The following is a 21060-nucleotide window of genomic DNA, read 5'->3' on the forward strand; positions in this document are numbered from 1 at the left end:
TCTTCGTCGGTATCAGCCATTCACAACGTCACTGAACAAGGATTTCCTTGAACAGAACCCCTTCCACCTTTGCCGGGTAAACCGACAGATTGATCCGCCTGAGCAATTCTTCCTTCAGGCGGAACAGACCGGCGGATCCTTCCAGATCCGCGGGGCGAAGCTCGCGCAAGTAAATCTGGAACGCATCCAGAATACGCGGCAGGTATGGTTCGATCTGCTCGATCATGGCGCGATTCTCAACCTCAAGCGCAATCCGAACCTTCAGATAGGTCGTGCGTCCGTCGGTCGACAGGTTCACCGTCATTTCGGGAAGATCGTAAAAGACCACCGGCTTTTGAACTTCCTGCGGCGCCTCACCAGCGCCCGGCGCGGGTTCCGGATCGCCTGCCAGGAGAAAGAAGTAGGCCGCCCCGCCCGCTGCGAGCAGAACGACGAGACCGATCCCACCGAACAGAATTAGCTTTTTCTTCCCGCCTTTGGCAGCGCCTTCGGCGTCTTCAGCCTCGTCGCCGGCCGCGGCGTCTTCGTCAGCCATTCCGCACTCCGCATCTTCGAGCGCTCGCGCGCGCTCAATTATTACTAAAGAGTTAATGGTTAACGAATGGTTACCGATCCACTAACCCGAGTCACCGGGCAAAAATTGCCAAGCGGTTAACTTCTGCCGGAATCTCTTGCCGCACGCACCCGCACCCTTTCGTTTTTACCCAGATTTCCCAAGGATTTAAAAACTGGCACGGCTCCTGCATTAACCTTAACGAACCCGCCTGTCTGGGGAGACCGGCCGGTTCATCGGGGAGCACAAGGGAACCGTTCATATGGAGAACGCTCAGCTAGTTGCCTTATCCAGGCAGTCGATTTTGCGAAACCATCTCGACGTGATCGCCAACAACATGGCGAACATCAACACGACCGGATACAAGTCGCAGAATCTTCATTTTGTCGAATACGTCATGCCCGTCGCCGACGGCACCGCGTTCGAGCCGGAAGACCGCGCCATATCCTATGTGGACATGTTCACGACGCGCACGGATTTCGATCATGGCTCGATCAAACTGACCGGAAACGAATTCGATCTCGCACTGAACAGCGACGGCTTTTTCGTGGTGCAGATGGAAGACGGAACCGAGGCCTACACACGGGCCGGGTCCTTCCACCTCGACGCCACGGGACAGCTCGTCACGTCCGGAGGCCGGCCGGTTCTGACCGAAGGCGGGCCGATCACCTTCTCTCAGGAGGAGGACGGCCGGGTGCTGATCTCCAGTGACGGCACGATATCCACCGAACAGGGCGGCCGCGGCCGGATCAGGGTTGTCGACTTTGAGGATGTGCGCACGCTGGAAAAAATCGGCGACACCATTTTCAAAGGCGAAGACCCCGCCCCCGCCCAGGAGGTGCGCCTGGTTCAGGGCGCGATCGAGAATTCCAACGTTTACGGCGTCACCGAAGTCACCCGGATGATCGAGGTCACCCGCGCCTACGATGCCACTTCCAAGGTGGTCAAGGACCTCGACGAACTTCGCCAGCAGGCGATCTCGACGCTCGGCCAGCTGCAGGCCTAAGTCGGCTTTAGGGACAAGAAGACATGAAAGCACTCCACATCGCCGCGACCGGCATGAAAGCCCAGGAACTCAATGTCGAGGTGATCTCGAACAACGTCGCCAACATGCGCACGACCGGATTCAAGAAACAGCGCGCGGATTTCCAGGACCTTCTTTATCAGAACCTGCGCCGGATGGGCACGGAGACATCCGACGCCGGAACGATCGTCCCGACCGGTATCCAGATCGGCTCCGGCGTCAAACTGGCGTCTACCGCGCGGATCATGTCGCAGGGCTCCCTGGAACAGACAGACAAGGTCCTTGACCTTGCCATTCGCGGCGAAGGCTTTTTCCAGATCGAACTTCCCGACGGCACCACGGGCTACACGAGAGACGGGTCTTTCGAACGCGACGCCGACGGCCAACTCGTCACGGTCGACGGCTACACCGTCATGCCCGGCATCACCATTCCGGACGACACTCAGGACGTGACAATCTCCAATACCGGCGAACTCCAGGGTGTCGACGCGGGCGGCAACACCGTCCAGCTCGGACAGATCCAGCTCGCCCGCTTCGTCAACAAGGCAGGCTTGAATGCCATTGGCGACAACCTGTTTCTGGAAACCGACGCCAGCGGCGCGGCTGTCACCGGCAATCCTGGCGACAACGGTCTCGGCGGTGTCCAGCAGTACTACCTGGAAATGGCCAATGTGGACGCGGTGACGGAAATCGCCGATCTGATCGCGGCCCAGCGCGCCTATGAGATGAACTCGCAGATCATCCAGGCGGCCGACGAGATGTACTCCACAACCACCAACCTCCGCTAAGACTGAAAGGCTGAGACGATGAAACACCTGCTGAAAGCCGCAATCGGCCTCGTGCTGGTGAGCCTGGTTTCCGGTCCTGCCGAAGCGGACGACCGGCCGGTTCTTCGCTCCCAGGTGATGACCCTGTCGGAGATCGTGACTGTCGGAGACTTTTACTCGAACGCCGGAGTGATGGCTTCCAAGCCACTCTTCCGCTCCCCGGACATGGGAACCTCCGGCAACGTGTCCGCAAGGGACGTTGCCGAGCGCGCCCGGGCGGCGGGCCTCCGGTTCGCGGGAACCGACGGTCTCAGAACCGTCGTCGTTCACAGGGGCGCGACGAAGTTCGAACAGGAGCAGCTGGAAGGACTGGTGCGGTCCGCCCTCGCGGAACGCAACGCCGGTCTCGACCCGGACAGCCTGGACATCAGACTTGTGCAGGCGCCGGCGCGCGTTCTGGCCGACCCGAAGGTCCATGACCCGGTCCGCGTCGACCGGGTGGACTGGTCGAAGGGCAGCGGGCAATTCACCCTTCACGCAACCGTTGCCGCGGAACACGGTACCAAACCGCTCACCCTTACCGGCTCGGCTCGGGAAATGATCGACATCGTCACGCTGGCGCAGCCCTTGCGCCGGAGCGATATCCTGACGGAGAACGATCTGACGATCCAGCGCGTTGCGCGCAACAAGGTGCCGGCCGGAGCGCTGCTCGATGCCGGAGACCTCGTCGGAATGGCGGCGAGAACCAATTTGCGTCCCGGCGCGCCGCTGTCGCGCAAGGATTTTCAGCGCCCCGTCCTCATCCGCCGGGGTGAAAAACTCACCGTAACCTTCGAGATGCCCGGCATGAAGCTCACATCCCGCGCCCAGGCCATGGACGATGGCGCGAAGGGCGATGTCATCGATGTCATGAACATTCAATCCCGGCGCATCGTCCCGGCAACGGTCGTCTCCCGCGGTCAAGTACGCGTTCACACCGCCAATCCGATTGTCGCAAGCCTTAACAGCGAGACCAACTGATGCTGACGCTTCTTCCCAGACACCTGCCGGCCAGCCTCGCCCTCGCCGCGCTCCTTGCCGGATGCGGCACGGCTGACCAGTTGGCGAATGTCGGCAAGCCTCCTGCCCTGAACGCGATCCAGGACCCGACCACGACCCCGGGCTACCGCCCCGTCCAGATGCCGATGCCGGAACCGCAACAGGCTCACTACAACCCCAATTCGCTCTGGCAGTCCGGCAGCCGCGCGTTCTTCAAGGACCAGCGTGCCAGCCAGGTCGGCGACATTCTGACGGTGGTGGTCACCATCGACGATGAAGCCGAGTTCGAAAACACCACCCAGCGCAGCCGCACGGAAGCCAACGGGGCCGGAGTTGGCGGCGCGCTCGGCACCGCAATCGACACCGTCTTCCTGCCCGCCGGCATGGCGGCCAGCAATCTCGGCGATGTCAACAGCAACTCCAACTTCCAGGGCAGCGGCAGCGTCGACCGCGAAGAGACGCTCACCACCACCATCGCCGCCGTCGTCACCCAGGTCCTCCCGAACGGAAATCTGGTCATCGAAGGCCGGCAGGAGGTCCGTGTGAACTTCGAGGTCCGCGAACTGATCGTTGCCGGTATCGTCCGGCCCGAGGACATCACGGCGAACAACCGGATCGCCAGCGAGATGATAGCTGAAGCCCGCATCGGGTACGGCGGCCGCGGCCAGATCACGACCGTGCAGCAGCCACGTGTCGGCAATCAGGTTCTCGATATCCTGCTTCCGTTCTGATTTCAGAACGGAAGCGCGTTCCCCCGGCCGGCTTCCGGTAAGGTGTTCTAGAAGCCTTCCCGGTTCCGGCTGACGACGGGCATGGCGTCTCGCTCCCCGAGCGCCGTGCCCGTTCTCTTGTCCGGCTCGGGAAGAGGAAATTTCCCGAAACGCTTTTTTCCGGTTCAATTCAGCTGATCGCCGGGTGACGCAGGGTCGAATTGAGCTAAAATAAAGACCTCAGAACCGGTGACCGATGCCGGGGTACAGTGGGGACTCCATGCGCTTTTTGATCGTCTTTGTTTTCGGCCTGGCAGTCTTGTCAGCCTCGCCCGCCTTCAGCGCCAGTTGCGGCAACGGACCGGGAGGGTTCGAAGCCTGGAAACAGGCCTTCATCGCGAACGCCTCCAGCTACGGCCTCAAGCAACGGGTCGTGAAAAACGCCCTCAAGAATGTCAGCTACAATCCAAAGGTCGTCCGCCTCGACCGCAACCAGAAATCCTTCAAGCTCAGCTTCAATCAGTTTTACGCCAAGCGCGTCAACAACGCCATGATCCGCCGGGGGCAGAAGCTCGGAAAGACCTATCAGCGAATGTTCAACGGCATCGAGCGCAAATATGGCGTTCCCGCACCGGTCATTCTTGCCATCTGGGGACTGGAAACGAACTACGGCAGCTTTTCGGGCAACATGTCCGTGCTGCGCTCGCTGTCGACGCTGGCCTACGACTGCCGCCGCTCGGCCTTCTTCACCAATGAACTGGTCAACGCCCTGATCATTGTCCAGCGGCGCGACATGACCCCCGCCGAGATGAAAGGCGCCTGGGCCGGAGAACTGGGCCAGACCCAGTTTCTGGCATCGTCTTATGTCAAATACGCGGTCGACTATGACCGAAACGGCCGGCGGGACCTGATCCGGTCCATTCCGGACGTTCTGGCCTCAACGGCAAACTATCTGGCCCAAAAAGGCTGGCGGCGCGGTCAGGGCTGGGGGCCGGGAACCGCGAATTACAATGTCTTGAGGCAATGGAACAAGGCGAGCGTCTACGTTCAGACCATTTCCGTCATGGCCGACAAAATCGCCCAATAGCATTGCACAAAAGAAAACAGCCTTCCCGTGTCGGGGAAGGCTGCAGGAACTCGAGCGCCGACTCAGCGGTCAACGCATTGCCGTTTCCGGAAAGTCAGTCGTCGCGGTAGACCTTTTCGCGGCGCTCGTGCGCTTCCTGGGCCTCGATCGACAATGTCGCGATCGGCCGGGCTTCGAGGCGCCGCAGCGAGATCGGTTCCCCGGTCTCCTCGCAGTACCCGTAGCTTCCGTCGGCAATGCGTTCCAAAGCATCGTCGATCTTTGAAATCAGCTTGCGTTGGCGGTCGCGGGCACGCAATTCGATCGAGCGGTCCGTTTCGGAGGATGCCCGATCGGCGAAGTCCGGGTGATTCTGACTTTCTTCCTGAAGGTTCGCGAGGGTTTCCTTGCTCTCTTTCAGTATCTCTTCTTTCCAGGCAAGCAGCTTAAGTCGAAAGTACTCGCGCTGCCTGTCGTTCATGAACGGCTCGTCTTCCGAGGGTCGATATTCAGACTCAATTTCAACCGTCATCGATAGCTCCGGATTACCGTTAGGCCGGGCGCAATATATAGCCGGTTGTTTCAACCGACAACGGTTCATTTGCTAAAAATAGTTCAAAAGAAAGTTTTTAATTTTCAAACCCTTGCGTCATTTTAGGACGATTTCGCCGGTAAATTTGACCCTTGCGCGCGCTCACTGATCCGGAAATCGGCCAAGCTTCGCCAGTTCCACTTTCACCCGCAATTCGATTTCCTCAAGCACCGAATCTATCTCCGGATCCCCGCTGGACGCTCGTTGCGAAACCTGCTGGGCGAGAAGCTCCAGCCGCTCCTCCGGCACGTGCCCGGCAAGCAGATCGGCACGCACCATTTCCAGCGCATTGAGGAGCTTGTGGCCGTGCCTGGTTGCTTTCGAGCGGCGGGCATCGCGCTCGTCGACTTCCTGCAGCGCCAGCAGGGCATCCATGCCCTGAATGGCTCCGCCGCCCGCGGTTTGCGCGGACTGAACCACCTCGCCGCCAAGATCCGGCGTGAACTGGTCCGTTCCGCTTGGCGCCCGTTTCTTCGCGCCTCTCCCCTGAACGCCGGTGATCGGTTTGTTGCTCGTGATACGCATGGTCGTCTTTCCCGTCGGGCTGACGAAGGTCCCGACCCCTTCGCGGCATGGCCGGGCCAATCGGGACGAGCAGCCGGTAGCCGTCAGATTCTGCCGGGAAGAGTAAATGAAACTGCGCCCTGGAGGCAATATTTGCCGGGCAGCTGCAACGTTCCATCCTTCCAGACCGTCACTTTTACGTGGATAGTACCATCGATTTTCCACCACAGACCGCAGAATCCGGCCAACTTACAAATCCGAGACAAGCGGCTGCCCAAACTGGCACGGCTCTCGCATTACGCAATTCGGGATAATGCAAACCGGCATTGCGGCCGGACACCGGACAGACGGACCAGAAACAGTGATGCGACACTTGGGTGAAAAAATTTCCGGATGGATAAAGCGTCTCACGCTGGCCGCCGTCACAGTGACCCTGGTGAGCGGGCAGACCCTGCCGTCCGCCGAAGCCGCGTCCAGGATCAAGGACATCGCCGATTTCGAAGGGATCAGGGAAAACCAGTTGATCGGCTACGGTCTGGTCGTGGGCTTGAACGGCACCGGTGACTCGCTCAACAACTCGCCCTTCACCCAGCAAAGCCTTCAGGCCATGCTGGAGCGCCTCGGCGTAAACACCCGGAACACCGCGTTGAACACGGACACGGTGGCCGCCGTCATGGTCACCGCCAATCTGCCGCCCTTTGCCACGCAAGGCACGCGGATCGACGTGAATGTCAGCGCTCTCGGCGATTCGACCTCGCTGCAGGGCGGCACTCTTCTGGTCACGCCGCTGGTCGGCGCGGACGGCGAAGTCTATTCCATAGCGCAGGGGTCGGTCGCGATCGGCGGCTTCTCGGCGCAGGCGGACGCGGCCTCCGTGGTGCGCGGCGTGCCGACCGCGGGACGCATCGCCAACGGCGGCCTTGTGGAACGCGAGCTCGATTTCAAGCTGGCGTCGCTGACCACCTTGCGGCTCGCGCTGCGCAACCCCGACCTGACGACGGCCAGACGGATCGCCCTGTCCATCAACGAACTGATCGGCCTGCCAACGGCGGAACCTCTCGACCCGGCAACCGTGCGACTGGATCTGCCGCAGCAATTCGATGGCAACATCGTCGACCTTCTGACCGATATCGAGCAGCTTATCGTCGAGCCCGATCTGGCGGCGCGTATCGTTATCGACGAGAATTCCGGCATCATCGTGATGGGCCAGGACGTGAAGGTCTCGATGGTCGCCGTGGCCCAGGGCAACCTGACCGTCACCATCGCGGAATCTCCTCAGGTCTCCCAGCCCCTTCCCTTCGCCAATGGCCAGACAGCCATCACCCCGCGTTCGGATGTCGGCGTTCAGGAGGACGGAACCAAACTTGCGATCGTGCCCAAGACCGTCACATTGAAACAGCTTGTCGACGGCCTCAACGCCCTCGGCATCGGCCCGCGGGACATGATCTCCATTCTTCAGGCCATCAAGGCGTCCGGCGCCCTGCAGGCGGAAATCGAGGTGCTGTGATGCTTACGACCGCAACCCCGCCCACTGTTCAGCCCACGCCGATGGACACACTCAAGGGCGTCGACACCAGCGACAAGACGGCGGTCAAGGAAGCGTCCAAGGAATTTGAAGCGGTTTTCTTAAACACAATGCTTCAGAATATGTTCACAGGACTTGAAAACGGCGGCACCTGGGGCACCGGTCACGGAGCGGATGCCTGGCAGAGCCTGCTGATCGACGAATACGCGCGTTCAATTTCGGAGGCCGGGGGCATAGGTCTCGCCGAAAGCGTCGAACGCGAACTGCTGAGATTGCAGGAAGGGGGCTAAATGACCGCGCAACCGAATACCACTTCGTTTCCGTTTTCGCTCGAAAGACCGACCAGCCGGCAGGACGCCGAGAACTTCTGCTCCGCCCTGTCGGGAACGATGGAAGCGCTCCTGTCCGTCATCGAGATGGAAACCGACCTCGTGCGCGCCGGCAAGCTCAAGGCCGCAGGCGAACTGCAAGCGGACAAGGCCCGTTTGATCCATGAATACACGCGCGGCATGATGACGGCGAAGGAGCATTCGGTCGCGCTCGGAAATCTTTCCCCTGCCGCGACCCAGTCCCTGCGCCGCCAGCACAGCGAATTCCAGCCCGTTTTGCGGATCAATCTTGCTGTCCTTTCAACGGCGCGCGATGTCGCCAACAGCATCGTGTCGACGGTTGCCAAGGTGGCGGGTGCGAAGAATGCCAATGCTCCGACGACCTACGGACGCAATGGCTCCGCACCCACCGGCCCTCAATCCGCCCGAGGCATCGCGGTTAATCAATCTCTTTGAGAATAGATTTCACCGGTCTTCATTTCTCCTGAGCGCGGCCCCGCACTGCACGCGCCGCCTCGGGCAGCCGCCCTTCGCGTGCCGGTGCTCGAAAGCACCACAACCGGGCGCGGAAACGAATCGGAAACAGCCGCAACCGGATAGAACCGTGCCCTTCCAATTCTAACTTTTCCGTTAACGGAAGATTCATTCCCTTGCGTTATATTTGATGATGACGGGTGTGTATCTAGTAACCCGGAGGGAAAGATGTTGGATACGGGACTTGCCCGGCCGCCATCGCCGACCTACACGGCGATTACGCCGGTTACACGGGCTCCGGACCGAAACGAACCGGCCGCCCAGACGGAAATGCCTGCGGAAGAAACGGTGAGACCCTCGGCCCAGTCCGAGAGCAACCGGAAGGCCGCGGAAAACCAGACCAACCGCCGCTCGCTGAGGGACGGCACCGCACCGCAGGTCGATCGCCGGAACGTTATCGATCCGGAAAGCGAAAGCATGGTCTATATAGCGACCAATATCGACACGGGAGAAGTCGTCCGACAGATTCCGAGCGAAACGCTTTTGCGACTGAGAGTTTATAACGAAAGCCTGGAAGCACAACGCTCCCAGTCGGAAAAACAGTCGGTCCAGCAGACAGCCTGACCGCGCGCCTCTTCTTCAAGCTGTTTGTCCGGAACAACCATCACCGACCCTGGGCGATGGATAGCCGCATCCGGCCCCAATTGACGCCGCCCTGCCCGTTCCCGACCGCCACGATCGTTCGCGCCCGCGCACCGATCCCACCTGTTATCGCTACGTCCAAGCGGGCTGCTCGAAGCGCGCCCGGCAGCCACGACGCGATATCCGCCTCCCTTCCGGCCGGAAGCAACTCCGGAACAGTTCCCGCGAAACAATCCAAGTTGTCTCCCGGCTTTCGTAAACAGTTGTAAAGGTTAATTTCCACTAACCATCTTTCTTTACGAGCGGTTTTCTTCTTTCAGGCTTTGTTGTGCGCGGGTCCAGGACGGATCCATGTACCTCGTATTCCTAGAAAGGATGCAAAATGTCAGATATTACTCTGTCCAGCGCAGTCCGCGCGAACCTGAACACTCTCCAGACCACCGCGAGCTTCATGTCCGATGTCCAGAACAAACTGGCCACCGGTAAGAAAGTGAACTCCGCTCTGGACAATCCGAACAGCTTCTTCACCGCGTCCGGCCTGAATGCACGTGCAAACGACCTGTCCACCCTTCTGGACGATATGGGTCAGTCGGTTCAGACGCTGAAAGCCGCTGATGAGGGTATTTCCAGCATCACCAAGCTGGTTGAATCGGCAAAGGCGAAAGCCAACCAGGCTCTGCAGACGCAGAGCCAGTACGAGCGCAAGCAATTCGCCGAACAGTACAATGAACTGCTGAACCAGATCGAAGACATTGCCAAGGACAGCTCCTACAAGGGCAAGAACCTGCTCGCAGGCGACGGCAACGATCTGTCGACGATCTTCAATGAAGACTCCACGTCCAAACTGGATGTTGACGCTGTCGACTACACCGACACGACTCTCTCCACCGGCCTGAACCTCTCCGATCTCGAAGAAGGCGAAGGCAGCGCGACCGCGTTCACGCTGAGAGGCGGCAAGACGACGATCACCCTGACGGATGGTACGACGACACTGAACTCCGGTTCTACCCTGTCCGACTCCAACGCCCTCACGGCCGGTCACACGCTTCAGTTCGTCAACAACGCGGCTGGAACCACGACCGCCCTGGCAGCCGTCGGCAACACCGTTACTGCCGGTGCTACGGTTCAGGATCTTGTCGACGAGTTGAATGCCGTCGATGGTGTCCGTGCCGAGTTCGACAACTCGACCGGTGAACTGAGCATTTACAGCGATGAGGACTTCTACGTCGCGACTTCGACGTCCCTCACCGCAACCGTCACCGGCTTCGCTGTTGACGCAACCGCTCTTGCCACCACGACCGCCCTGCTTTCGGACACCGCTTCTTTCGCGGTCGGCGACACGCTGACCCTGACGGACGGCAACGGCTACGAGCTGGGTTCGCTGGAAATCGAGGACGACACCACCGTTGATGACCTCGTCGACTTCATCGACGACTTTGAAGGCGTCACCGCGGACTTCAACTCCTCCTCGGGCGCGCTGAGCCTCACTTCCGAAACCGACCTGACGCTGGAAAGCGACAACGGCAACTTCGCGAGTGACAACTTCAGCACTCCGAGCGGCGGCGTCTCCATCAGCGCCCTGACCGACAGCGGCTTTGCGACCGACAACGACATCAACCGTACGGTTGACCGTCTGAACTCGGCCCTTGGCAAGCTCAGAACTCAGGCGTCGTCCTTCGGTACCAACCTTTCGGTCATCGAAAACCGTCAGGACTTCACCAACAACCTGATCAGCACGCTGGAAGAAGGCGCCGGCAAGCTGACCCTGGCTGACACGAACGAAGAAGGTGCGAACCTTCTGGCCCTGCAGACCCGTCAGAGCCTCGCGTCCACGTCCCTGTCCTTCGCCGCCCAGGCGGACCAGAACGTGCTGCGTCTGTTCTAAGACCGGCCAAACGGTTGACACGATCTGGAAAAGCGGGCTCAGGCCCGCTTTTCTTTTTGGGCTGCCGACCCCACGCAGCCTGTCGAGTGCGAATCGAACGCACCGACTCGCGGAACTTCCCGGTCCCTGAACGCTCGCGCCGGTCCGGCGTTTTTGTTGACGCAGCGTCCCCGGAGGTTCTCGCCTTCCGCTGCCACGGCAGCAGATCGTCAAGAATGGCCATCCAGTGGTCCGTCTGACAGAGCGACCACGCGACCCCCTTGTTAATAATGGCAATTTGCAGGTCCGATTAACGTTTTCCTAGGCACGATTTCAGCCACGATTAACCAATGTTTAAGGTTAACGGGCAATCCTCGTTTCACCCTGCTCAGGAAGAGCAGCAGTACCAGTGACCCAGGAAAGGGATAAACTAAGATGGCTGACATCACGCTGTCCGCTGCCGTTCGGCAAAACCTCCTTACGCTCCAGACCACCGCGAATTTCATGTCCGATGTCCAGAACAAACTGGCCACCGGCAAGAAGGTGAACTCCGCGCTGGACAATCCGAACAGCTTCTTCACCGCGTCCGGCTTGAACGCCCGCGCGAACGACCTGTCCACCCTTCTGGACGATATGGGTCAGTCCGTTCAGACTCTGAAAGCCGCCGATCAGGGTATCACCAGCATCACCAAGCTGGTTGAGTCGGCAAAAGCGAAAGCCAATCAGGCCCTGCAGACGCAGAGCCAGTACGAGCGCAAGCAATTCGCCGAACAGTACAACGAACTGCTGATCCAGATCGAAGACGTCGCCAAAGACAGCTCTTACAAGGGCAAGAACCTGCTTGCAGGCGACGGCAACGATCTCACGACGATCTTCAACGAAGACTCCACGTCCAAGCTGAAGATCTCCGCTGTCGACTACACCGAAACCTCGCTCTCCAACGGCCTGAACCTCTCCGATCTCGTCGAAGGCGAAGGTGGTGCGGCTGCGATGGAACTGCGTGGCGGCAAGACCACGATCACTCTGACGGACGGCACCACCACGCTGAACACCAGCTCGACGCTGTCCGACTCCAACGCCTTCACGGCCGGTCACACGCTTCAGTTCGTCAACAACGCAGCTGGAACCACGACTGCCCTGGCAGCCGTCGGTAACACCGTGACGGCTGGCTCAACCGTCCAGGACCTTGTCGACGAACTGAACGCCGTTGACGGTGTCCGTGCGGAGTTCGACAACTCGAGCGGCGAGCTGAATATCTACAGCGATGAAGATTTCTACGTCGCAACCAGCACGTCGCTCACCGCGACCGTGACCGGCTTCGCAGTTGCTGCAACCGCCCTTGCCACCACGTCCGCGCTCCTGTCGAACACCGCCTCCTTCGCGGTCGGCGACACGCTGACCCTGACGGACGGTAACGGCTACGAACTGGGTTCGCTGGAAATCGAGGACGACACCACCGTCGACGACCTGGTCAACTTCGTCAACGACTTCCAGGGTGTCGAAGCCGACTTCACGTCTGCTTCCGGATCGCTGAACATTCTCTCCGAAACCGACCTGTCGCTGGAAAGTGACAACGCCAACTTCGCGAGCGACAACTTCAGCACTCCGAGTACGGGTGTATCGATCACGGCTCTGACCGACAGCGGCTTCGCGACCGACAACGACATCAACCGTGTCGTCGACCGGCTCAACACCGCCCTGTCGAACCTGAGGTCCCAGGCCTCCTCCTTCGGTACCAATCTCTCCACCATTGAGATCCGTCAGGATTACACCACGACGATGATCAATACCCTGGAAGAAGGTGCCGGCAAGCTGACTCTGGCGGATACCAACGAAGAAGGCGCAAACCTTCTGGCCCTGCAGACCCGTCAGCAGCTCGCTTCGACTTCCCTGTCCTTCGCCTCTCAGGCGGATCAGACGGTGCTCTCGCTCTTCTAAGCGCGATAGAATCAGTCGAATCAGGAATTTACATTCAGACAAACAAAAGCGGCGGGCCTATGGTCCGCCGCTTTCATTTTGCCCGGAAGCACTTGAAACACTCAAAATTTTTCCTCTGAGGAATCAGCTACTTAAAAGAAATCTTTTGGTAACTTTTATTTACAGCAGGTTAACCGGTGCATCGCGGATTAACTTTCTGTTCAGTTTTATGGTCAAGGTGCGCGCTCTACTTAGTGCCGATCAGAGCAGCCCTTCCCGAGTACTGAAGAGAAAAAGCGGTGAAGTCTGATGCCTGATATTGTTCTTTCCAGCGCAGTCCGCGACAACCTGCTGTCGCTCAAACAAACGGCCGATTTGCAGTCGCTGACGCAGAACCGGCTTGCGACCGGGTTGAAAGTCAACACGGCGCTCGACAATCCAAACTCCTACTTCACGGCCCAGTCCCTGAACGACCGGGCGGGAGATCTTGCCAATCTGCTCGACAATATGGGTCAGTCGGTCCAGACGCTGAAGGCAGCCGACAAGGGGATCACATCGATCACCAAGCTGGTTGAGTCGGCCAAGGCCATCGCCAATCAGGCGCTGCAGACCTCCAGCGAATACGAGCGCAAGCAATTCGCCGAGCAGTACAACGACCTCCTCGAGCAGATCGAGGACATGGCGCGGGACTCCAGCTACAAGGGCAAGAACCTGCTTGCCGGCGCAGGCAACGAACTGGAAGTGATCTTCAACGAGGACAGCACGTCCAACCTGACGGTCGATCCGGTCGACTTCACCGACACCACCCTGGACGACGGTCTCAATCTGGACGACCTCGACACGGGCGGGACGGGTACATCGTCCTTCAACATGTATGGCAGCTCGTCCACCGTGACCCTGACAGGCCTGCAGGCCTCCTCTCAGCTGACCGACCTGGTGAACTGGCAGAACGGCGACCACGTCACGATCACCCAGGGGACGGAAACGGTTACACTGACGGTCGGCACCGATATTGTCACGGTTCAGGACTATATCGATGCCCTCGACGATCAGCCCGGCATTCATGCAAGCTTCGACGAGGCGACCGATTCCATCACGATCGTGACCGGTCTCGAATCGTCCATCAGCATCGCCAAGGACGCCGCGGCGGGTGCTCCGAGTACGACGACGGGCGGCGGCAGCGCGACCGGTGCGGCGACGGTTACGACCGTGACCGCGCTGAGTTCCACGGCCACGCTGATCACTTCCGGCGGCTTCCAGGCCGGCGACACGATCACGATTACCGACGGCAACGGTTTCGAGCCGGCCTCCATCGAAATCGACGAAGAAACCACGGTCAGCGACCTGGTGAACTTCATCAACAACGTCAAGGGGCTCGACGCGACTTTCTCAGGCGGCATGGTGAGCCTGATCGGGGAAGTCTCCTTCGACATCAGCAGTTCCAACAGCGACTTCAACCGGATGACGGTCGGCAGCACGACCGGAGTGGTCGGCCTGAGCGCCGCCGCCTCTGATTTCAAGAGCGACACAGACATCGATCGAACGCTGCAGGCCATCAATGCGGCACTCGATGAACTTCGAAACGCCGCCCGGTCGATGGGTACGGCGCTTTCCACGGTTGAAATCCGGACGGACTTCACCGAGAATCTCATCAACACGCTCGAAGTCGGCGCCGGGGAACTGACGATTGCCGATATGAACGAGGAAGGCGCGAACATGCTGGCCTTGCAGACCCGCCAGCAGCTTTCCTCAACCGCCCTGTCCCTGGCAAACCAGGCCGACCAGAGCGTCTTGAGCCTGTTTGGTTAAGGCCGTTACGGTTAATACAAGCAGTGCTAATCATTAAGGTATTGGGCGGGAACGTTAACCAATTTGTTAATGTTCTCGCGGATACTCAAGCGTGGAGGTCACGGAATGGCGCTCAAGGTCGAGCTGAAACCGGGCGAACGGATCATCATCGGTGACAGTGTCATCACCAACGATAATCAGCGAACCCGCCTATTTATCGAAGGCCAGGCGCCCATTCTGCGGGAAAAGGATATTTTGACCCCGGCAACCGCCGATACGCCGGCTAAACGGATCTATTTGGCCGTTCAGCTGATGTATCTGTCGAACGACATGGAGAAGATTCAGGAGAATTACTTCACCCTCGTCAACGACATCGTAAAAGCGGCTCCGAGTACCATCCCGTACGTCACAAGGATAAGCAACGCGATTTTAGCCGGCGCCTTCTACAAAGCATTGAAAGAAGCACGCAAGCTCATCGAATATGAAGGGAAGCTGATCGGTCATGTACAAGCAGGCAGCACAGGCTTACCAGAAAGCGAGCCAGGTGGCGGTGTCACCGAGGGAGCTGGAAGCGAATCTGCTGATGAAAGCCGCAGCCCGGCTGCAATTGATCAAGGATGAGTGGGAAGAGTCCTCGCTTGCGGAAAAGGACGACGCACTGGTCTACAACCGTAAGCTATGGACGGTTCTTGTAACCTCCGCGACGAGCGACAGCAGTCAATTGCCGCAAGCAATCAAGAACAACATGGCATCGCTGGCTGTTTTCATTTTCAAACAGACATTCGATGTGATTGCGACGGAAAATCCCGAGAAACTGAACTCGATCATAAGCATCAACCGCTCGATCGCCGAGGGACTGCGCGCGGAGCCGGAAGAATAATCCGCACTCACCAAAGTTTGAAGAAAGGCCGGACTGACGTTCCGGCCTTCTTTTACTGACAAACCGTCAGACGGTCATTCCGGACAAGTGCAGCGGAGCTATGCACAGATCCGGAAATCGTCTGCGCCAAAGGCGCCCAATACTCAAGTTACATCAGATAGATATGAGAGAAGGTGCTTGCTGCCGCTCGTGCTTGTCAGCTGGATACCGGCTCACGCGACACAACTTCGCGGCGCGCTGTCCGGAATGACTTCGTGAGGGTTGTCAGCCGCGCTCGCTATCAGAGATAGTCGGACAGGCTCAGGTTGAACACGATGGCAGTCGCCTGGTAGGAGACCTCGATGGTGTTCTGCAGTTGCAGTATCTCGGCCGCCAGCAGGTCCTGATCGACGCCTTCGATCTCCGCGATCGTTCCCTCGTAGCTGCTTTTCATCAGGACGTGCCGGTCGTCGGTCTGGGTGACCGTGCGGTGGGTGATGGCGATATCGGTCGCGATGTCGACGATCCCTGACTGGTCGACCCCTTCCGGGTGAAGCAGAGAGCGCAGATTGGCGGACAACGTGTTGTAGTACTCTTCGTCGGTCGCCGTGCCGCCGGAGAAATCCGCAGCCACGAAAGCGGCAAGGGCCTGAACCAGTTCCTGAATCGGTTCCTCGTTCGCCCTGACGCCGTAGTTCACCGTCAAATTCGAATCGACGACCGCGTTCTTGTCCTCCCGGGCATCGGTCGTGACCGTATTCCGGCCGGTGTACCAGGCCGTCGTGGTCGTCCCTCCCGCGATCAGGGCCGTCGCCGTATCGAAGGGGGGACCGTCCACGCGCTGCGGTTCGGCACCGGAAAACGTGCTGAAAAACTCGTCGGACGCCCATTCGTCGGAAACCGCCTTCAGGGTCGTCAGCGCCTGGTGCTCGATTTCATCGGCGATCGCATCCCTGAGGTTTTGCGCCGTTTCCTCAAGATCCGCACCGATGGCGAATGTGCCTTCGGTCTCGTTGGAGGTCGCCGCCGTGAACTCGATGGTAACCGTCTCGGTATGAGTGGGCGGCAGGGTCAGCTCGACGGAGATCGTCTCGCCCAGGTTCGGCTGCCCGGTGAACTGGATGTCGACGGTATCCGGATCGGCGGCCGCCGGACCTGTGATCGCGACATTGGTCAGGGTCGACGTGACGGCGGAAATATCGAAACCGAAATCATGGGCGCCGTCTTCGGCGATCGTGAACGTGGAATCCGTCGGGATCGGCCCGGGGGCGTAGTTCGTCGTCAATGCGGATGTGGTCGTGCGGCCGGTATTCGTCGCGCCGAGATTGGCCTCCTGATATTCGCTCATGACCGTCCGGAGCCCGTCGAGACCATCCGCGCCGTTCAAAATCGCATCGATGGTCGCGACCGGATCGTTCACCGCGTCGGTTCCCCCGAAGACATAAAAGCTGGCGACTTCCGTGTTCAGGATGTTGACCGCTTCGTTCAACAGGAGTTCCGCCCGGGACTGGGTTTGGGTCTGACCGTCGTCCTGAAGCACGAAATCGTTCGAATCGAGGGCGGATTTGGCGTCTTGCCGAATATCCTCCAGCCTTTCGAGCGACATGGTCATGGTTTTCAGGTGCAGATCGGTGATCGTGATTGTCTGCTGAAAGGTCTCGATCATGCTGACTTTCTGGGTCAGTTCGATATCGAGGAGCCTCCGGTCGCCGATTTCCCCGTAGGTCGTTCCGCTCTTGCCGCGCGCCAACTGCGTGGTCTTTTCCGACAGGAGGTCGTTCAGCTCGCCGAGCTGGCGCGTCAGATAGGTCCGTGAGGTGGTTATGGAAGAGACGGTCATGGTTTCACTACAAGATGTTCAGGAGCTCGTCGAAGAGCTCGTTGATGGTCTGCATCACCCTGGCATTGGCCGCGTAGGCGTTCTCAAGCTGCACCATGAAGGCCAGTTCCGTATCGAGGTCCACCGCGTAGCTTTCCTCGTAGCGGATCGCCAGGTTGACGGTGAGGGTCTCCTTGGCCTGCTGATAGGTGGCCGCGTCTTCGGCCTGATTGCCCTGGAACGCCACGGTCTGGTTGACATAATCGAGCACCGTTCCCTGGAACGGCGACGAAGCGCTGCCGATGCCCGCAGCCGGGTCGAAATACGCGGTGCCGGACGCAAGGGCATCCGCCAGAAACTGGGCCCGCGCGGGATCGTTCGCGGTGTTGGCCGTCGGCGTCGTCTGATAGTTCACCAGAAGCGCGCTGTCGGTCAGAAGATCCGGGTTGACCCGGATGCCGCTCGCAAAGCCAAGACGCTGGCTGCCATCCTCCAGCGCGTCGGTGAAAAGCTCCGGCCCATCGCGCTGATCAACGAAAATCGCAAGGCCGAGCCCCTGGTCGGTATTCGCCGTGACCGTCACGTCGGCGGTCAGGCTCTCGACGCTGGTCGGCGCGCCGGTATCGCCCAGAATGCGCAGCTCGTCGGATCCGTTGTTGCTGACCTGAAGGCCGGTGGCGCCAAGCGCGGCAATGATGTTGGTGATGTAGGTCGCTTCCGTTCCACTGGATATATCGATCCCGAAAACCGTGTCGTTCGGATCCGCGGTCGCCGAATTGTCCAGAGGCAGAAGCGACGGATCCTCAACCGCCACAAGGGTGACGGACTGCTCGACGCCCGAACTGTCCGTGTATTCCAGGGAAATCGTGTTTCCGGGCTGCAGAGCGGAGACGTCGAGATCGAAACCGGTATCGGGCGCGACCGTGACGGCCGTGCTGTCGACCGTGACGTTCGAGAAGGCAAGCGACAGTTCCGCCGCGATCGTGTCCAGCTGCGCTTGCGCCTCGACCAGAATGTCGTCCCTGAGCTCTGCTGTTGCAACCAGTGTCCCTGACCGGGACGCGGAGATCAGATCGTAGGTGGAACCGCCCGGTGTCGTGACGGTGACCGTGTTGCCGGCCTGTCCGGGCTGAAGCAGATGCGTGGGCGTGAAACTCAGGGTGGATGCCCGATTGTCGGCATAGAGCTGTTGTCCGTCGGCGGTCTGAATGAACAGCGTGCCGTCGGTGTCCTTGCTCACATCGACATCGATGTACCCGGAAAGCTGCTCCAGGAGCCTGTCGCGCTCGTCTTCCATGTCCGCCGTGGACACGCCGGCCTGCTCCGCTTCGCGGATGGTCTCGTCGATATCCTCGATACTTGAAAGAATATTGTTCACTGTCTCGGTCTGGCTGGCCAGAGACGTATCCGCTTCCTGCCGCAGGTCCGCGATCTGCTCGTAGGAGGTGCTGAGTTCCCGGGCGATGGCCTCGGCGGCCGAGACGACCTCCTTTTGCGCGGCGTAGCTCCCCGGCTCGTTGATCAAAATGGACAGCGCGGAAGACAACTGCGTCGACAGGGCCGCCAGACCGCTATCGTCATCGATCGTGCCGAAAATGTCGTCCAGCCTGTCGGTGAAGTCGGCGATTTCCTTGGCGTAATTCGTATCGGCGAGCGAATTGAAGTAATCTGTCTGAAGCTGTTCGTTGACGACACGGCGAATTTCCGTCGCCGTAATCCCGGCGACGTTTCCCTGGCCATCGAAAAACGCGTCCGCCGAAATCGTTTTCTTGGAATAGCCGGCCGTATCCGCGTTCGCGATGTTGGTTGCCGTAACATCCAACTGACGCTGATTGTAGGAAATTCCGAAGACCGCGGTGTTGAGGGCGCTTGTCAGACCCATTGCGGCGTCTCCCTGGTTTAACGCGACTGAACCGGACGGGCCGACGGGTCAGAACCCGTCGGCGGTCAGGATGTTACCGGACCATGTTCAGGGCATCGTCCAGCATCTCATCCGCGGAGGTGACCACCTTGGAGTTCGCCGAGTAGGCCTGCTGGGTAATGATCAGTTTGGAGAACTCGTCCGCGATGTCCGCGTTGGAGAGCTCCAGCTTCTTCGACAGGATCTGCCCGCCCCCGGACAGATCGGCCGCTCCGGACGATGTCGTCGAAGCGAAAGCCGCCCCATCGACACGCTGCAGATACTGCTCGGCTTCGAAGGTCGCCAGCGGAATCTCGTAAACCGCCCGGCGCTGACTGTTGGAATAGTTGGCGATCACCCTGCCCGCTTCGTCAACGGTGACACTGGTCAACTCACCCGCCGGATAGCCGTCCTGGTCGAGAGACACCGAACTCGCCGTTCCGTCGGGATCGGAATACTGGGTCAGATCCCCGCCGGAAAACGTGACCTCGACGTTGGTCGCGGTCGATCCGTCGATGACCAGAGAGGCGATGTCGAAGCCGTCGCCGGTGCCGTTGACCGCACCGATCGAACCCGCGGTCAGGGAGTTGAGCGCACCGGAACTGGTGAAATCCGCATCGCCGACGTGCCACCAGGAATTGGTCGCGTCGCCATCGGTGTTGATGTACATGCCCCAGGTATCGAGCACAACGGGCGGCCCCACATCCGCGTTCGCGATCTTCGCGTAGCGGACTTCGACATTCATCGCCGTGCCGTTGTCATTGTAGATGGTGATCGAACCGCCGGAAATGGAGCTGTCCAGGAAGGCGAGTTCGTCCGCGACCGGAATGTCCGCGCTTGCGGTGACACCGGAGTCCAGCAAGGCGGAAGCAATCGAGCCGTCATAATCGTTGGTTTGCGGAACGCGCGGCAGGTTGGCCTGATACTCCACAGTTGTGGTCGCGGAGGCCGGCAGCGGCTGATTGTCCACCAGGACCACGGTCGGATTGTCGCCCACCGGATTGCCGGTGATCGGGTCGAGCGGAAAGCCCTGCAGGTAATAGCCCGCCGCGTTGATCAGGTAGCCTTCCTGGTCGCGCTCGAAGTCGCCGCCGCGGGTATAATAGGTTTCCTCAGCGAACGTCGTCGATCCATCGACCACATCGGCCGCCTTGGTCACGACGAAGTACCCTTCCCCGTTGATCGCCATGTAGGTGTCCACATCGACGGACGTTATATCGCCCTGAACGGTGTTGGTCGCACGGGAAGTGGCAAAGGTGGTGCCGGAGACCTGCTGGAACTGATTGGCTCCGCCGCCCGCGACAAGATCGGAAAAGGTCGTGTCGAGCCGCTTGTATCCGGTCGTTTGCGAGTTGGCGACGTTACCGGAGATGTTTTCAAGAGCCGTTGCCTGCGCGGTCAGTCCGGAAACCGCCGAATTGATAGCCCCATAAATACCCATTTTTCATCCTCTTGATTGCCTTGGGCACAGTGACGCGGGCATCCGCCCAAAATCGCCTCCCTCCCCGCAAAGGACGTGCCAACTCCGACATTTCCAATTTTTTCCAAGCCTTTCCAATTATTTAGGTGTTACACTATGATTTCCGAGCATGTCCGGACTCCCGGCAATTCAGGCCGAAGGGGCAAAAACTTCCACACAAGCTGGGCAAGACTATCCCTCCGGTGCCTAGCGGCTTTCGGGGACTTGCG

20 protein-coding genes are annotated in these 21060 nt (G+C 59.6%); 14 read left to right on the plus strand and 6 right to left on the minus strand.

Annotation, left to right across the window (positions count from 1 at the left end; genetic code table 11):
• Nucleotides 1-28: 28 nt before the first annotated feature.
• Entirely contained in the window at nt 29-535 is a 507-nt protein-coding gene (locus JF539_RS13705) for a flagellar basal body-associated FliL family protein (RefSeq protein ID WP_207141230.1), read from the minus strand.
• 280 nt (nt 536-815) lie between these two features.
• Here JF539_RS13705 and flgF point away from each other — a divergent pair, with 280 nt between their 5' ends.
• The 5 genes from flgF (at nt 816) to JF539_RS13730 (ending at nt 5179) form a co-directional block, all read left to right on the plus strand.
• Entirely contained in the window at nt 816-1559 is a 744-nt protein-coding gene (flgF, locus tag JF539_RS13710) for a flagellar basal-body rod protein FlgF (protein ID WP_207141231.1), read from the plus strand.
• A gap of 23 nt (nt 1560-1582) precedes the next feature.
• The gene (flgG, locus tag JF539_RS13715; RefSeq protein ID WP_207141232.1) at nt 1583-2365 is read left to right on the plus strand and encodes a flagellar basal-body rod protein FlgG; all 783 of its coding nucleotides are present in this window, start codon (nt 1583-1585) and stop codon (nt 2363-2365) included.
• Between the two features lie 18 nt (nt 2366-2383).
• Entirely contained in the window at nt 2384-3364 is a 981-nt protein-coding gene (flgA, locus tag JF539_RS13720) for a flagellar basal body P-ring formation chaperone FlgA (RefSeq protein WP_207141233.1), read from the plus strand.
• Nucleotides 3364-4113: a flagellar basal body L-ring protein FlgH gene (gene flgH, locus JF539_RS13725; protein ID WP_207141234.1), complete on the plus strand. Its 750-nt coding sequence runs from the start codon at nt 3364-3366 to the stop codon at nt 4111-4113. Before flgA ends, flgH begins: the two co-directional genes overlap by 1 nt.
• A 259-nt stretch (nt 4114-4372) precedes the next feature.
• Nucleotides 4373-5179 carry a lytic murein transglycosylase gene (locus JF539_RS13730; RefSeq protein ID WP_207141235.1) on the plus strand — a complete coding sequence of 269 codons (807 nt, stop codon included), beginning with the start codon at nt 4373-4375 and terminating at the stop codon, nt 5177-5179.
• A gap of 94 nt (nt 5180-5273) precedes the next feature.
• On the opposite strand, the gene dksA is transcribed toward JF539_RS13730, so the two are convergent.
• Both dksA and JF539_RS13740 read right to left on the minus strand, forming a co-directional pair.
• Nucleotides 5274-5690 (minus strand): RNA polymerase-binding protein DksA, encoded by a 417-nt coding sequence (dksA, locus tag JF539_RS13735; protein WP_207141236.1) that lies wholly within the window; start codon nt 5688-5690, stop codon nt 5274-5276.
• Between the two features lie 162 nt (nt 5691-5852).
• A complete protein-coding gene (locus tag JF539_RS13740; RefSeq protein WP_207141237.1) occupies nt 5853-6275 on the minus strand; it encodes a flagellar assembly protein FliX in 423 nt (140 codons plus the stop codon).
• Between the two features lie 343 nt (nt 6276-6618).
• Here JF539_RS13740 and JF539_RS13745 point away from each other — a divergent pair, with 343 nt between their 5' ends.
• The 9 genes from JF539_RS13745 (at nt 6619) to flaF (ending at nt 15673) form a co-directional block, all read left to right on the plus strand.
• Nucleotides 6619-7761 (plus strand): flagellar basal body P-ring protein FlgI, encoded by a 1143-nt coding sequence (locus JF539_RS13745; protein ID WP_209017281.1) that lies wholly within the window; start codon nt 6619-6621, stop codon nt 7759-7761.
• Nucleotides 7761-8069, plus strand: coding sequence for a rod-binding protein (locus tag JF539_RS13750; RefSeq protein WP_209017282.1), 309 nt, complete (start codon nt 7761-7763; stop codon nt 8067-8069). The genes JF539_RS13745 and JF539_RS13750 overlap by 1 nt, the downstream gene beginning before the upstream one ends.
• On the plus strand, nt 8070-8564 hold the full coding sequence (locus tag JF539_RS13755; protein ID WP_209017283.1) for a hypothetical protein: 495 nt from the start codon (nt 8070-8072) through the stop codon (nt 8562-8564). It begins immediately after the preceding gene.
• Between the two features lie 246 nt (nt 8565-8810).
• Nucleotides 8811-9206: a hypothetical protein gene (locus JF539_RS13760; RefSeq protein ID WP_207141238.1), complete on the plus strand. Its 396-nt coding sequence runs from the start codon at nt 8811-8813 to the stop codon at nt 9204-9206.
• A 400-nt stretch (nt 9207-9606) separates the two neighbouring features.
• Nucleotides 9607-11109, plus strand: coding sequence for a flagellin (locus JF539_RS13765; protein WP_207141239.1), 1503 nt, complete (start codon nt 9607-9609; stop codon nt 11107-11109).
• A 414-nt stretch (nt 11110-11523) separates the two neighbouring features.
• On the plus strand, nt 11524-13026 hold the full coding sequence (locus tag JF539_RS13770) for a flagellin (protein WP_207141240.1): 1503 nt from the start codon (nt 11524-11526) through the stop codon (nt 13024-13026).
• A gap of 288 nt (nt 13027-13314) precedes the next feature.
• A complete protein-coding gene (locus JF539_RS13775) occupies nt 13315-14814 on the plus strand; it encodes a flagellin (protein WP_207141241.1) in 1500 nt (499 codons plus the stop codon).
• Between the two features lie 105 nt (nt 14815-14919).
• Nucleotides 14920-15414, plus strand: coding sequence for a flagellar biosynthesis repressor FlbT (gene flbT, locus JF539_RS13780; protein WP_207141242.1), 495 nt, complete (start codon nt 14920-14922; stop codon nt 15412-15414).
• A complete protein-coding gene (gene flaF, locus JF539_RS13785) occupies nt 15296-15673 on the plus strand; it encodes a flagellar biosynthesis regulator FlaF (protein WP_207141243.1) in 378 nt (125 codons plus the stop codon). The genes flbT and flaF overlap by 119 nt, the downstream gene beginning before the upstream one ends.
• A gap of 280 nt (nt 15674-15953) precedes the next feature.
• Here flaF and JF539_RS13790 read toward each other — a convergent pair whose 3' ends face one another.
• From JF539_RS13790 to JF539_RS13800, 3 genes are all read right to left on the minus strand, one after another.
• A complete protein-coding gene (locus tag JF539_RS13790) occupies nt 15954-17492 on the minus strand; it encodes a flagellar protein (protein ID WP_207141244.1) in 1539 nt (512 codons plus the stop codon).
• Between the two features lie 7 nt (nt 17493-17499).
• Entirely contained in the window at nt 17500-19353 is a 1854-nt protein-coding gene (gene flgK, locus JF539_RS13795) for a flagellar hook-associated protein FlgK (protein WP_207141245.1), read from the minus strand.
• Nucleotides 19354-19426: 73 nt separating this feature from the next.
• Nucleotides 19427-20812: a flagellar hook protein FlgE gene (locus tag JF539_RS13800; protein ID WP_207141246.1), complete on the minus strand. Its 1386-nt coding sequence runs from the start codon at nt 20810-20812 to the stop codon at nt 19427-19429.
• Nucleotides 20813-21060 lie beyond the last annotated feature (248 nt).

The organism is Roseibium aggregatum (genome assembly GCF_017309185.1).
In the GTDB taxonomy this organism is placed as follows: domain Bacteria; phylum Pseudomonadota; class Alphaproteobacteria; order Rhizobiales; family Stappiaceae; genus Roseibium; species Roseibium aggregatum_B.